Source organism: Ferruginivarius sediminum (genome assembly GCF_003344765.1).
Taxonomy (GTDB): Bacteria; Pseudomonadota; Alphaproteobacteria; order Kiloniellales; family Rhodovibrionaceae; genus Ferruginivarius; species Ferruginivarius sediminum.
This window is the reverse complement of sequence record NZ_QPMH01000039.1, coordinates 1-13,428: the sequence shown is the minus strand read 5'-3', so window position 1 is coordinate 13,428 and position 13,428 is coordinate 1. Positions and strand designations below refer to the sequence as shown.

General features: G+C 65.4%; 11 protein-coding genes. 2 read left to right on the top strand and 9 right to left on the bottom strand.

The genetic code is table 11. From position 1 onward, the window contains the following. Positions 1–252 precede the first annotated feature (252 nt). A complete protein-coding gene (locus tag DRB17_RS19505) occupies positions 253–543 on the bottom strand; it encodes a high-potential iron-sulfur protein (protein WP_114583906.1) in 291 nt (96 codons plus the stop codon). 624 nt (positions 544–1,167) lie between these two features. Here DRB17_RS19505 and DRB17_RS19500 point away from each other — a divergent pair. Beyond that, positions 1,168–1,428, top strand: coding sequence for a hypothetical protein (locus DRB17_RS19500; protein ID WP_114583905.1), 261 nt, complete (start codon positions 1,168–1,170; stop codon positions 1,426–1,428). A gap of 759 nt (positions 1,429–2,187) precedes the next feature. Here the strand turns inward: DRB17_RS19500 and DRB17_RS19495 are convergent. Together DRB17_RS19495 and trxB are read right to left on the bottom strand one after the other, a co-directional pair. Beyond that, positions 2,188–3,078 (bottom strand): LysR family transcriptional regulator, encoded by an 891-nt coding sequence (locus DRB17_RS19495; RefSeq protein ID WP_114583904.1) that lies wholly within the window; start codon positions 3,076–3,078, stop codon positions 2,188–2,190. A gap of 182 nt (positions 3,079–3,260) precedes the next feature. Further along, positions 3,261–4,229: a thioredoxin-disulfide reductase gene (trxB, locus tag DRB17_RS19490; RefSeq protein WP_114583903.1), complete on the bottom strand. Its 969-nt coding sequence runs from the start codon at positions 4,227–4,229 to the stop codon at positions 3,261–3,263. A 176-nt stretch (positions 4,230–4,405) separates the two neighbouring features. On the opposite strand from trxB, the gene DRB17_RS19485 reads away from it, so the two are divergent. After that, a complete protein-coding gene (locus tag DRB17_RS19485; protein ID WP_114583902.1) occupies positions 4,406–5,773 on the top strand; it encodes an ATP-binding protein in 1,368 nt (455 codons plus the stop codon). Positions 5,774–5,797: 24 nt separating this feature from the next. On the opposite strand, the gene ftsH is transcribed toward DRB17_RS19485, so the two are convergent. The 6 genes from ftsH to DRB17_RS20395 all read right to left on the bottom strand — a co-directional run. Further along, the gene (gene ftsH / locus DRB17_RS19480) at positions 5,798–7,771 is read right to left on the bottom strand and encodes an ATP-dependent zinc metalloprotease FtsH (protein ID WP_277738590.1); all 1,974 of its coding nucleotides are present in this window, start codon (positions 7,769–7,771) and stop codon (positions 5,798–5,800) included. A 46-nt stretch (positions 7,772–7,817) separates the two neighbouring features. After that, the gene (tilS, locus tag DRB17_RS19475) at positions 7,818–9,233 is read right to left on the bottom strand and encodes a tRNA lysidine(34) synthetase TilS (RefSeq protein WP_147274974.1); all 1,416 of its coding nucleotides are present in this window, start codon (positions 9,231–9,233) and stop codon (positions 7,818–7,820) included. Further along, a complete protein-coding gene (gene ybgF / locus DRB17_RS19470) occupies positions 9,202–10,308 on the bottom strand; it encodes a tol-pal system protein YbgF (RefSeq protein ID WP_161958910.1) in 1,107 nt (368 codons plus the stop codon). Before ybgF ends, tilS begins: the two co-directional genes overlap by 32 nt. 202 nt (positions 10,309–10,510) lie before the next feature. Continuing rightward, positions 10,511–11,053 carry a peptidoglycan-associated lipoprotein Pal gene (gene pal / locus DRB17_RS19465; protein ID WP_114583898.1) on the bottom strand — a complete coding sequence of 181 codons (543 nt, stop codon included), beginning with the start codon at positions 11,051–11,053 and terminating at the stop codon, positions 10,511–10,513. A gap of 221 nt (positions 11,054–11,274) precedes the next feature. Then, positions 11,275–12,630 carry a Tol-Pal system beta propeller repeat protein TolB gene (tolB, locus tag DRB17_RS19460; RefSeq protein ID WP_114583897.1) on the bottom strand — a complete coding sequence of 452 codons (1,356 nt, stop codon included), beginning with the start codon at positions 12,628–12,630 and terminating at the stop codon, positions 11,275–11,277. 135 nt (positions 12,631–12,765) lie between these two features. Beyond that, the coding region (locus DRB17_RS20395) for an energy transducer TonB family protein (protein ID WP_161958909.1) at positions 12,766–13,428 on the bottom strand (663 nt) is incomplete at its 5' end.

Sequence of the window (13,428 nt, the reverse complement as noted above, 5' to 3'; positions counted from 1 at the left end):
CTGCCCGACCGGCCGTCGTCCCCGCGCATCCGTCCCTCCCGCGTTCGTCCATGCCGGAGGGAATCACGCCAAACCGCCGGCGTCAGCTACTTTTTCAGCGTCCTGCTAGGGTCTCCCCCAGCAAGGTAGTCTGGCGGATACCGTCGCGCCGCATGACTCCGCCCAAGCAATGACGGACGGCCAGAAAGCCGGCATGCCGCGCGATCGAGCCAAGCCGACCGCGCGGCATCTTGAAGAGTGCCGGACCCGGCCTCAGCCCTTGGGGGCGTAAAGCACACACCAAGCCTCGGGCGCGATTTCGCCCTCGACAACCTTGCAACCGCCGGGCCCGTCGCCTTCGGGCGGGATCCAGAACTGGCAGTTGTCGCACCTCTGGCCGTCTTTCGGGTTGGGCTGGTACTTCGCAGCCTTCTTCGACATCTTCTGCGCCACGGCCTCACCGGCGCGAAGCAGGAACGGCAGCGCGGCCGCAATGCCGGGGACCGTCGCGGCGAATTTCAGGAACCCGCGGCGGGCGGGGTCGCCATGCTTGTTCCGCTGCATACTTGGATCCTCTCCTGTAGTTGACCGTGCGGGCGGCAATGTCGCCCTTGCCCGCAATTATATAACGCGCCTTCGCGTCGAAGGCTCGCCAACCAAAAATACGCGTGTATGCGGCATCCGGATCAAGGGTTAAGGAGGGGACAAACGGACGCAGCCGCGAACTTGGTGACGCCCGCGATAGCCGCGTCGTTTTTGCAAGGAAACCAGTGCTGGTCCTTGCTCATCAAAGTAAGTTGTATCGAATTCATACCAATGATTCGGAACAGAGTTATTTTGACACGATCTCAAAAAATCGTCATTTGGATTTTACCGACCGCCAACTGTACTTATTGCGCGGCGGATAAATCGCCGCCACGCCGCCCGGCTGTCCGCGGAACCTGGTTGCTTTTCCCCACACTTGACCAGCGATACTGCAAAAGGCCGGGCGGCGTCCAACCCCTGGCCACACGCACGTCACGCCTAATCGTCTCGGGTTTCGACCCGACGGCCAGCCAATACAGCACGTGGCGTGCCGTTCACGACGTGTGACGCCCCTCACAGTCGATCGGACGAATGGATGGCACATATGGCGCCAAGACGACGGCACGGCGCCGTCGACAGCACCGGAAAAACAGGAGACGAGCCATGAAGACCAACGCCATCCGCTTCGCAATCGCGATCTTCGCCGCATCCGCCGGCTTGGGCATTGCCGCGACGGGCGCCTCGGCGTCCGGCGAGAAGCCCCCAATGCCGGGCGAGACCTACAACGTACAGCCGGTTCCCCAGGCCACCAGCGAAACCCAGGTGGCGCGGGCCAAGACCACGCTGCCCGGCCAGCACGGCAAGGTGGAGACGTTCAAGTTCAACCAGATCGCGCAGGTGCCGGCCCCGACTTACGGCAAGTAGCGCCGGCACTTTGAATCTGCCTCCCTCCCCCTTCCTCGAACGGGTGCCGGCAATCCTGTCGGCACCCGCTTTCTTGCATTGCACCGAACCCGCCTCCGAACGGGCGGGATGGCTGCCGCCGGTCGATATTTCGCAGTTGCGAACAGTTCGACCGTATCCGTCCTTGTCACGGTGGCAACCCAATGCCAATTGAAACCGGCCACCCCGGCTCTGCAATCATTCGGCAACGATTTCCGATATAACCGCCAGTGGCCGCCCATACCCGGTTCACCCCTCAGCAATTGACGCGAAATCAGGAAGTAATATTGGCGAGATATTGCCGGAAATTCGGCGCGAATACCGCCGATTCCGAGACTCGAAGGGGTTTTGATTCGGTACGGTTGCGCCCTTGGCGCGGCGGCCAGAAAAAAGCCGGGAAGTCAGTGACTTCCCGGCAAGTTGAACAGGGAGGCTTCACGTCTGGGAGACGTAGGACCCGTAGGCCCTGGGATCCGGGCCTTGCGCCCGGAACCTGAACCGGCGTCGCCGCCGGTAACCGGTGTTCGATGCTGCGACGCAACATCAACTGCCCCTCAAGATATGCACTCAAGCACATCAGAGAAGACCTATTGTAACACGGGTGGTATGCCCCGCCCGCATAGCTTTCGCTCCATACGGCTCCGGAACGCATCCGGATCATTTCAAGTATATATGCTACCACGCTTAATTGAGCGTGTCAGGCGTGTTTCAAGGCCCCTGAAAGCACGCAGAGCGCGTGGCTCAGAACCGGGACTGAGCGACCTGCCGCAGCAGGAAATCGCGGAATACCTGGATGCGCTTGGAGTGCCGCATTTCCTCTGGATACACGAAATAGGCGTCGATCTGCGGGCCTTCCAGCTCCGGTAGAACGCGCACCAGATCGTTCGTCCCCTGGGCCATGAATTCCGGCAGGGCGCCAATGCCGACACCGTTCCGGATCGAGCGCATGATGGCGTAGACATTGTTCACCGTCATAACGGGCCGGCGAAGCTGTCCCGGCTTGTGCCCCACGCGCAGCAGCCAGTTGACGTCCGGCACCGGCGGGCGCAAGTCCTCGCCATAGACGACGATCCGGTGATTATCCAGATCCGAGGGATCTTTCGGCATGCCATAGCGCTGGATATAGCTGGGCGCGGCATAGACCTGCATATGGACCGTCAGAAGATGACGCTGGATGAGATCGGCCTGGCGCGGCGGCGACAGGCGTATGGCGACGTCCGCCTCGCGCATCGACAAGTCCAGCTCGCGATCCTCCAGCAGCAGATGGACCTCGATCTCGGGATAGACCTCGATGAAATCGCCCATGCGGGGCGCCAGCCATGTGGAGCCGAACGCCACTGTCGTCGTCACGCGCAGCGCCCCCTTGGGGCGGTCCTTGCTCTCGGTAAGCTGCGCCTCGATCATCGCCAGCTTGCCGAAAACCTCGTGCGCCGTACGGTAGAGCAACTCCCCCTGCTCGGTCAGAATCAGCCCGCGGGCGTGGCGATGGAACAGCGGCACCCGAAGCGATTCCTCAAGCGCGGAAATCTGCCGGCTGACCGCGGATTGGCTGAGATTCAGGAGATCGCCCGCGTGCGTGAAGCTGCCCGCCTCGGCGACGGCATGGAAAACGCGCAGCTTATCCCAGTCCATGATGCTGGGACTGGGGCCAAGATTGGCCTTCGATGCTACCGGTTGCCGCATGATTCCTGCCCGGCCTCTTGACCGGCCGGTCCCTCCCTGTCCGCTTCCCCGTGATCGGCGCGAACAGGATTATAGGCATAACCGACCGGTCTGTCTTCTCTCCTGGTAATGCCGGCGCCGAACAGCTGGCGTTACTGCGCCGCCTGGGCCTCGGCAAGCTCCAGTTCGCCCAGGAACTTCTCGGCCTCCAACGCGGCCATGCAGCCCATGCCGGCGGCCGTCACCGCCTGGCGATAGATCTTGTCGCGCACGTCGCCGGCGGCATAGACGCCGGGAATCTTCGTGGCCGTCGAGTCGGGCGCGGTGATGATATAGCCTTCCGAATCCATCTCGAGCTGCCCCGTGAACAGCTTGGTCGCCGGGTCGTGGCCGATGGCGATGAACAGCCCGTCGGTGGCGATTTCACGCGATTCGCCCGATTTGACGTTCTTCACCCGCACCCCGGTGACGCCGGGGGGGTTGTCGCTGCCCAACACCTCGTCCACCACGTGGTCCCAGACGAACTCGATCTTGGGATGGCGGAACAGGCGTTCTTGCAGCACTTTCTCGGCGCGCATCTGATCGCGGCGATGGATCAGGACCACCTTCTCGGCGAAGTTCGTGAGGAACAGCGCCTCTTCCGCCGCCGTGTTGCCGCCGCCGACAACGGCCACGGTCTTGCCGCGATAGAAGAAGCCGTCGCAGGTTGCACAGGCGGAGACGCCAAAGCCCTGGAACTTCGCCTCGCTGTCCAGCCCCAGCCAGCGCGCCTGTGCCCCGGTGGCGATAATGAGCGTGTCGCCGCGGTAGTGGGTTCCCGAGTCGCCCTCGGCCAGGACGGGGCGTTGGGAGAGGTCGACGGAGGTGATCGTGTCGAAGATGATTTCCGTGCCGACGTTTTTTGCCTGTGCCAGCATCTGATCCATCAGCCACGGCCCCTGGATGGCGTCGGCGAAGCCGGGATAGTTCTCCACATCCGTCGTGATAGAAAGCTGGCCGCCGGGCTGCAGGCCCTGCACAAGAACCGGCTCCAGGTTCGCGCGGGCAGCATAGATCGCGGCCGTGTAGCCGGCCGGGCCAGAGCCGATGATCAGCACCTTGGTGCGACGTTCCTCCGCCATGAATATCCCTCTCTCGCTGGCAACCGCACTAACATAGGAACCGTGCCGGGGCCGCGCAACGCGCGAACTCTTCCGGTCCGGATAAACCGGATCCAAGCAACCGGACGCAGGGGCGCGGCGAATTCGCTTGTATCGCGATATGCTCTATCCTGCCCCCGCATGATACCTTCGCCGCCATGACACAGACCACGACCCCCCTGCCCACCGGCTTCGAGGCCGAACGCACGCGGCGCTACTCCCTGAAGAGGTTGCTGCCGCGCTCGCTCTTCGGGCGCGCGCTCTTGATCGTGATCGTGCCGATGGTCCTGGTCCAGGTCATCGCCGCCCTCGTCTTCTTCGAGCGGCACTACGACACGACGACCAAGCGCTTGGCGCAGGGGCTGGCCGGCCAGGTCGCGATGACCGTGGCGATGCTGGAGGATCCGGGGGTCGGCCTGAACAGAAGCGAGATCTTCAATCTCGCCTACGACACCATGTGGCTGCGCCTTAGTTTCACCGAGGGCGCCGGCCTGCCGGGCGCAGCGCCGGCGCCGCAGGACACCATCCTGGACAAGCGGATCGTGGAGGCCCTGGACGAGCGGCTCGACTATCCCTTCGCCATCGACACCCACTCGCTGGAAGAAGATGTCCGCGTGTGGGTCGAGATGCCCTCGGGTCTCTTGCGCGTCACGGTCCAGCGCAAGCGGCTATTCAGCTCGACGACCTACCTCCTGATTTTCTGGACGGTCGGCACCGGCGTGCTGCTGGTGGCTGTCGCGATGGTGTTCCTGCGCAATCAGGTCCGGCCGATCCGACGTTTGGCCGTCGCCGCGGAGCGCTTCGGCAAGGGCCAGGACGTGCCAGAGTTCAAGCCGGAAGGCGCGCGCGAGGTTCGCCAGGCCTCTGCCGCGTTCATTCAAATGCGCGCCCGCATCAAGCGCCAGATCCGCCAGCGTACGGAAATGCTGGCCGGCGTCAGCCATGACCTGCGAACTCCGCTCACGCGCATGAAGCTGCAGCTCGCAATGCTCGGCAACTCGCCCGAAGCCGCCTCGCTGAAGGACGACGTGACCGAGATGGAGCGGATGGTGGAAGGCTATCTCGCCTTCGCACGCGGCGAGGGCACGGAAGAGCCGCAACCGGTCCTGATCGGCCGGCTGCTCCGCGAGGTGGTCGAGCGCATCAGCACCCACGGCGCCGAGGTTACGTTGAACGTCACCCAGGACGCCCAAATTCCATTGCGGCGCGAGGCCATACGCCGGGCGCTTTCCAACCTGATCGGGAATGCCGCGCGTTATGCGGAAACCGTCACGGTGAAAGTGGAGCGCCAGCGCAACCACGTAGTCGTCCTGATCGACGACGATGGTCCCGGCATTCCGGAGGACAAGCGAAAAGACGTCTTCCGGCCGTTTTTCCGCCTCGATTCCTCCCGCAATCCGGCGACGGGCGGCACCGGATTGGGCCTCACCATCGCCCGCGACATCGTGCGCGGCCACGGCGGTGAGCTGCTGCTTGAGGATGCGCCGGCCGGAGGTTTGCGGGCAAGGGTCGCGCTGCCGATCTAGGCAGCGCGACAACCGCCAATTCGCTCAGCCCCCTGGCTGTGGCTCCGGTTCCCAGCCGCCGCCTGTGGCCTCTCCACCACGACCCTTGGCCTTGCCGCTGGACGGCACCGACGCCCGTTTGCCCGACGGGCTGGCGTCGCCGCCGGTATCCGAGCGGTCGATTTTCTCGCCGCGCAGCAGGGCCTGGACGTCGTCGGAGGACAGCGTCTCGTACTCCAGCAAACCCTTCGCCAACTTGTGCAGGTCGTCCATGTGCTCGGTCAGGACCTCACGGGCATTGCCCTCGGCCTCGGCGATGACACGGTGGATTTCCTCGTCGATCAGGCGGGCCGTATACTCCGAGACGTTCTTGCGCTGTGTGACCTGATGGCCCAGGAACACCTCCTGCTCATTCTCGGAATAACGCAGCGGACCCAACCGCTCGCTCATGCCCCACTCGGTGATCATGCGCCGGGCAAGGTCGGTCGCCTGCCGGATATCGTCGCCCGCGCCGGTCGTTACCTGCTCATTGCCGTAGACCAGTTCCTCGGCGATACGGCCGCCGAACATCATCGCCAGGCGCGCGGTGATCTCGCTCTTCTTGTAGCCGTAACGATCCTTCTCCGGCAGCGACATGGTGACCCCCATCGCCCGGCCGCGCGGAATGATGGTCACCTTGTGCAGCGGGTCATTGCCCTTGACGAACAGCGAGACGAGCGCATGGCCGGCCTCGTGATAGGCCGTCAACTCCTTCTCGTCCTCGGTCATCACCATCGAGCGGCGCTCGGCGCCCATCAGGACCTTGTCCTTGGCCAGCTCGAAATCGCTCATGGTGACCACGCGCTTGCCCGCGCGCGCCGCAATCAACGCCGCCTCGTTCACCAGATTGGCCAGATCGGCGCCGGAGAACCCAGGCGTCCCGCGCGCGATTACCTTCGGATCGACGTCGGGAGCAAGCGGCACCTTGCGCATGTGCACGCGCAGGATCTTCTCCCGGCCCAGCACGTCCGGGTTCGGCACGGTGATCTGCCGGTCGAAGCGGCCGGGACGCAGCAGCGCCGGGTCCAGCACGTCCGGACGGTTGGTCGCGGCGATCAGGATGACGCCTTCGTTCGATTCGAAGCCGTCCATCTCGACCAGCAACTGGTTCAGCGTCTGCTCGCGCTCGTCGTTGCCGCCGCCAAGGCCGGCGCCGCGGTGACGGCCGACGGCGTCGAGCTCGTCGATGAAGACGAGGCAGGGGGCGTTCTTCTTCGCCTGCTCGAACATGTCGCGCACGCGGCTGGCGCCAACGCCGACGAACATCTCCACGAAGTCCGAGCCGGAGATGGTGAAGAACGGCACGTTCGCCTCGCCCGCAATGGCGCGGGCCAGCAGCGTCTTACCGGTGCCCGGCGGACCCACCAGCAGCATGCCCTTGGGGATGCGGCCGCCCAGGCGCTGGAACTTCTGCGGGTCGCGCAGGAATTCGACGATCTCCTCAAGCTCCTGCTTCGCCTCGTCGATGCCGGCGACATCATCGAAGGTCACGCGCCCGGTCTTCTCGGTGAGCAGCTTCGCCTTCGACTTGCCGAAGCCCATGGCCTTGCCGCCGCCACCCTGCATCTGCCGCATGAAGAATATCCATACGGCAATCAGGAGCAGCATCGGGAACCACGAGATCAGGATCGACAGCAGTGGATTGACCTCTTCCTGCGGCTTGGCGGCAATCCGCACGCCGTTCTCGCGCAGCCGGTCCACGAGGTTCGGGTCCTGCGGCGCATAGGTCTGGAACTGCCGTCCGTCCCGGAACTGGCCGGCGATCTCCTGGCCCTGGATGGTGACGCGCGATACCTCACCGCTTTCCACCTGATCCATAAAGTCGGAGAACGCCATCTGCTGCTCCGGCCCCCGCGTCGAGGAGCCCTGGAACAGGTTGAAAAGGGCGAATAGCAGCAGCACGATGATGATCCAAAGTGCCGCATTCCGGCTGAAATTCACGAGTCTGCTTCCTCTTTCGTCCGGCGGGCGCGGAATCATCCCTCCGCCCGGCCACCGGGTTGCGTGCCGCCATGGGCGAACCGGTTTACACGCCTTTAGAGATAATGTGCCTTTGTCGCAGAGCAACTGTAAAGCCCGCACCCGTCAACGCACGGCGCGGCGCGAACGTCCACGACGCCACCGCCGATGCGACCCCAGGCCGCATCCACCCCAGCGAAGGCACCTCCCGCACTCCATCGTCGTCGCGGATTGCGGCAAGCGCGGGGCGGGCCGGCGGGGGGATCGGGCAGGCTTTCAGCGCGGGCGCCGACGCCGTCAGTTCAGCCCAACCGTCGCGGCCAAGAGAGCCGAGGCTGAGCCCCCTGGGTGCGTCGACGTGCAGCGTTAACTCGAAGCGGCCGTCGTGGACGAGATTCGCCCCCGGCTCCAAGGTTTCCGACAGGACGCGCTCCGCCTCGTGCACGACCAACCACCGCGCTTTCCTCGGGACGATGCGGCAGCCGCCCAGCGTCCGCCCTCGCTCCAAGCCCTCGCTAAGGGCTGCGTGCAGCCGTTCCAGCCGGGCCGTGCGCGGGGGATAGACCAGACCGCCGACCGCCAGCAGCACGCGCGACAGCGCACCGAACGAGACCGGTTCCGGCGAGCCGGCGAAGGCCACGGGGTCCAGAGTGGCGAACCCCGCCGGATGCAGCCAGACCGCGCGGGCGAGGAGAGCGTCCTGCGCCGCCTCGATGATCTGGCGGGCGCGGCCGATGCCGCCGGCGAACTCGTTGATGCTCTCGACGTCTAGGCCCTGGCGCGAGAGTAGGGGCAGCGCCCGGCGAATCCGAACGCGCGCATAGTCGGGATTGAGGTTGCTGGGGTCGTCCACCCAGGAAAGGCCCCGCGCGCGCAACGTCGCAAGCAGACGCGCCTTCGGCTCGTCAAGCAGCGGCCTGATAAGGCGCAGTTCCGGCATCTCCCGCTCGTGCGCGATGCCTGCCACGCCATCAAGCTGGCTTCCCGCGCCGATACGCAGCAGCACGGTTTCCGCCCTGTCCTCCCGATGATGCGCGATGGCGAGGTGGAGAATCCCGTCCTCGGCACAGCGTTCGCGCAGGCGCAGATAGCGCTCCTCCCGCGCGTGCTGCTGACGGACATTGCCGGGCTTCGGCCCCTGCCAGCGCAGGATGGCGTGCTCGATGCCGCGCGCGGCCAGCACTTCACCGGTCCACGCCGCCTCCGCCGCCGCCTCGGGCCGCAGGCCGTGGTCGACCGTCAGCGCGAGTACGGATCCGCCGCGCGGACGCACCCATTCATCGAGAAGCAGCGTCAGGGCAAGACTATCGGGGCCGCCGGAGACAGCCACCGCGATGCGCGGTGCGGGCTCGAAAGGCTCGAACGCCCGCATCATGGCGGCGAATGCGCGCGCGTCGATCGGCTCGGCCGCCGCTTCAGGGGCCACGGCCGGCGCCACCATCATGGACGGGTTAGCCGCCACACCCCAGGCGCTGCTGCTCACGTTGAGCCCGCTGGAGGATATTCCGCGCGGAATCGGGATAGCGCGACAGCAACTCGGCAAAGATGCCGCAGGCGTCTTCCGTACGGTCGATCTGCGCCAGCGACATGCCCAGCTTCAGCAGGTTGTCCGGTGCCTTGTTGCTGTCCGGATAGTTCTGGAAGCCCTCCGCGAAGGTGACCGCCGCCTCGCTGTAGTTGCCGCGCACATAGTAGGTTTCGCCAAGCCAATATTTGGCGTTCCCCGCCAGCTCGTGCTCCGGGTGCGCGTCGACGAAGGCCCGGAGGGCCTGCTCCGCCTTGGCGTAATCCGCCTGACGAAGCAGGCCAAAAGCATGCCCGTACTGTGCCGTCGCATCACCTTCGGGCAGGGCGTAGCCGTCGGCGGCCGAAGAGGTCTGTGTCTCCTCCGCCGGCCCCTTCTCCTGCGAGCGAATAGCCTCGACGGCATCCTGCGAAACCTGCCCCAGCGTCCCGGGCTCGCCGCCCTCGGACGCGCCGCCGGATGCGCTTGCGGCTTCCTGCTGGGTTTGCGCGGCCTTGCCAGTGCCCGAGGAAGCCGTGCCGGCATCCTGGCCGGCCTGCGCTGTCTGGCCGGTTTCAGCGCCGCCCTGAGCCTCCGCCTGGGCCTGTCCCCCGCCGATACGGTCCTCCAACTCGCGAAGCCGGAAATCGACATCGGTCACCAACTTATCCAGACGCTTGCCGACCTGACGCATCTGAAAGCGGGTTTCCTCGACCTGTCCGGTCAAGTGGCCCAGATCCTGTTCAAGCTGGTCGAGACGGCGCTGGATTCGCGCCGCACCCGTCTGGCTGAGGCCGCCGCTGGCCGCCGCCGTTCCCGACGTACCGGATTCCGCCGCGCCACTAGGCATTTCCGGCGGTTCCTCGTCGTTGTAAATGGCGCGCTGAAGGACGTTCAGTTCGCGTTGAAGGCGCTCGACCTTCTGCGTCAGGGACCTGATCTCGCGGTCGCTTTGCGCCGAGGCGGGCCCCGTCGCTGCGAAGACCATGGCGAACGACACCGCGATTGCGGAAATCCACCGGCTGAAACGAAAGCTTGGAAGGGTCATTGGCATCCGAAAAGCATCGTTATGCGTGCCTTGCCTGGACAATAGCCAGTTTCGATGCGGCCATGCTTGCGCGATCTTCATGGCACAATTGTGGCCCCGCCACCACCATGCAGCGATACGTGAACAAACAGGATACCCGCCCGCCAAGCGGCGGACGGGTTCCTTGCAACAATCACTTTTCCGGCCGTGTCGACGGCCGAAAGGCCGATCAGCCCTGGTCGACGGCGAACACCGCGCGCCGGTTCTGCGCCCAGGCCTCTTCGTTCGAGCCCTGCACCGCCGGCCGCTCCTCGCCGAAGGACACGGTCTTGACCCGATTCGGATCGACTCCGAGAACGATCAGGTAATCGCGCACCGCGTTCGCACGTCGGGCGCCCAGCGCCAGGTTGTACTCACGCGTCCCCCGCTCGTCGGCGTGGCCTTCGACCGTCACGGTCGCCGAGGGATACTCCGACATCCAGGCCGCCAGCCGCTCGACAGTGGATTGCGCCTCGTCCGACAGCGAAGCCTTGTCGAAGGCGAAAAACACGCGATCGCCCACGTTGACGACCAGATGCTCCTGCGTGCCGCCCTCTGGTCCCGGGATCGCCTGACTCGAGACACCGTCGCTGGAGGCGCCGTCGGCCTGGCTCGCCGCGGACTCGGTCGAAGTGGTCGCGCCCTCGCTACCGGTAGCCGCCTGGTCCTGCGAGGTCGATTCGCATGCCGCGAGAAGCAGCGCCGCGGCGAACAGGCTTAGAAGTTTTCGCATGTGATGCCCTCTTAGATCCATCCCCGAGCGAGGCATGGTCGATGTGATTGTCCCCCTGCCGGAAACCCCTGACATGCAGCCACAAGACACGAATGACTGCCCGGGCCCCAGTGGCGAATCCGTGCGGGACTATACTTGCGGCATACAGTCGGATCAAGACGCACAAGGCCGGAACGTACAGGTAATGCCCCGTTTTTCCCGGCAAGAGGGTAAATTCGTTATTAAGGATTCGGTGGCGACCACGCCGGATCCGATGCGTCTTGCGGCGTCACCACTTCACGTTCGTTGTACCCGGTCAAATCGATCGTATACAGCTTGCTGGCGTACCGGCCCTGCGAATCCGCACGCGTACGGCGGAAAAAGGCCAGAACACGCCCATTCGGCGCCCAAGTCGGCCCCTCGACCCGATAACCATCCGCCAGCATCCGCTCGCCGCTTCCGTCGGGACGCATCACACCGATGTAGAACGTGCCGTTGTGTTGGCGGGTAAAGGCGATCAAATCTCCGCGAGGCGACCATACCGGCGTCGCGTACCGGCCTTCCCCGAAGGAAATCCGCTGCACCTGCGAGCCGTCGGCGCGCATGGTGTAAAGCTCCAGCCCGCCGCTGCGGTCGGAGTTGAAGACCACCCGGTTGCCATCCGGCGAGAACGACGCGGAGATGTCGATCGAGCGGTGATCGGTAAGCCGCCGGCGTTCGCGCGTACGCAGGTCCATGACGAAGAGGTCGGAGTTGCCCTCGTTCTCCAGCGCCATGATCACCTTGTTGCCATCCGGTGAGAAACGCGGGGCGAAGGTCATGCCGGGAAAATCGCCCAACACTTCCTGTTGGCCGGTGTTCAGGTTGAACAGGTAGATTCGCGGCACCCTGCGGACATAGCTGACGTAAGTAATCTCCTGGCGCGTCGGCGAGAAGCGCGGCGTCAGGACCAGATGCGCGCCGTCGGTGAGGAAACGGTGCTGCGCGCCGTCCTGGTCCATGATGGCAAGGCGTTTCACCCGCCTGTTCTGCGGGCCGCTTTCGGCGATATAGACGATACGGGTGTCGAAGTAGCCGGCCTCGCCCGTCAAGCGCTGGTAGATGGCGTCCGAGATGATGTGCGCCACGCGCCGCCAGTTGGCGGGTGGCGTGAAGTACGCCAGGCCGCTCATCTGCTGCTCGGCGAAGACGTCCCAAAGCCGGAACTCCACCCGCAGCCGGCCGTCCCCCTGCGCCTCGGCCTTTCCGCTCACCAGCGCCTGGGCGTTGATCAGCCGCCAGTCGGCGAAGCGCGGCCCGGCTCGCAGACTGGCCGGATCCTGAATGAACGCCCCCTCGTCGATCGGGTCGAACAGGCCGGAGCGGCGCAGGTTCCCTGCGATCACTCCGGCGATGTCGGCGCCGACCTGCCGCGTCTCGCTGCTGTCGCCATAGAAATCCGTGATCGCGATCGGCAGTGGCTCGACATAGCCCCGCGTGATGTCGATCTCCAGCGCGGCACGCGCCGGCCGGGGGGCCGTGACGCTCAGGGGCACCGCGGCGATGCCGGCGGCGCAGAGCGAGGAAGCAATGAAATGGCGGCGATTCGACTGCAACATGGCGCTGCGCGTCTCTCCGTTGTGTCGCGCTCGAAGGTTCCGTCGTTTTGGCCCGCTATTCGCGGTCGGCCGGGCATGGCCACCGGCAGCATAGTCTAGGTTCCAGTACGGCGAAAATATGTCGGCGGCAAGCCTTCAGCCGCCCAGCATCTCCCGGGGGTTGAAGGTGAGGCGCATGTCCCGCCAGGCGTCGTACTTCTCAGGCGGCAGATTCTCCAGCGGCGAACAGATCCGCACCGCGCGCAAGGCGCTCTCGGCCGCGCTGCGGTAGAACGGATCGCCCATGCGCTCCGTACTGAGGATACGCGCCTGCTGGACCGAGCCGTCGCGGCGAAGCTGGACGCGCAGCTCGACCACCAGATCCTCGGCGTCGCGCGCGCCAACCGGCGGATTCCAGCAGCGCTCGATCTGCCGCCGGATGGCTTCGAGCTGGCTGGCCGACATCTTCTGGCTGACCTTGCTTGCCGTCACCTTCGGCTTGCTTTGCTTCGGCTCCGGCCTTTCCTTCTCAGGCGGCGTCTCGGCGGTCTGCGTCTTCAGGTCGCGCTCGACGTTCTTCAGGATCGAACTGAGCCGGTCCTCCCGTGGCTCGGGCTTCTCCTCTTCCTTGTCGGCGAGGCGAACCTGCGGCTTGCGCACCGGACGCGGCGGCGCGGGCTTGGCCTCCGGGTCGGGATCAGCCTCGGCCGTTTGCCGCGGCTCGGGCTCCGGCTCCGGCGCCGGCTCGGGTTCCGGCTCGGCGGCGTCGGTGCCGGCGGGGCGGCCTCCGCCACCTCCGGCGGCTCGGGAGCCGGTGGC